The following is a 258-nucleotide window of genomic DNA, read 5'->3' on the forward strand; positions in this document are numbered from 1 at the left end:
GGCGCGAATATCGGCGCCGTGTTCGCGCCCGCGATCATTCCGCCGCTTGCGCTCGCGTTCGGCTGGCGCGCGGCGTTCGTGATCATCGGCGCGCTGGGCTTGCTGTGGCTCGTCGTATGGTTCGCGTTCTACCGCTCGGCCGAACCGCGCTCACACGACGACGATCTCGACGAGGCACGCGACGAAGTCGAAGCACTCGACGCCGCCAACGTGAACGCGCGTGCGCCTGGTTGGGGCGTATTGATCCGCAAGCGCCAG

1 protein-coding gene is annotated in these 258 nt (G+C 67.8%); it reads left to right on the forward strand.

All coding sequences use genetic code 11. The features are described 5' to 3' along the window. Window positions 1-258: MFS transporter (locus SB753_RS38875; RefSeq protein ID WP_410805390.1), on the forward strand; the 258-nt coding region annotated here is incomplete at both ends.

The sequence above is a fragment of the Paraburkholderia sp. SIMBA_053 genome (assembly GCF_046534895.1).
GTDB lineage: Bacteria > Pseudomonadota > Gammaproteobacteria > Burkholderiales > Burkholderiaceae > Paraburkholderia > Paraburkholderia caledonica.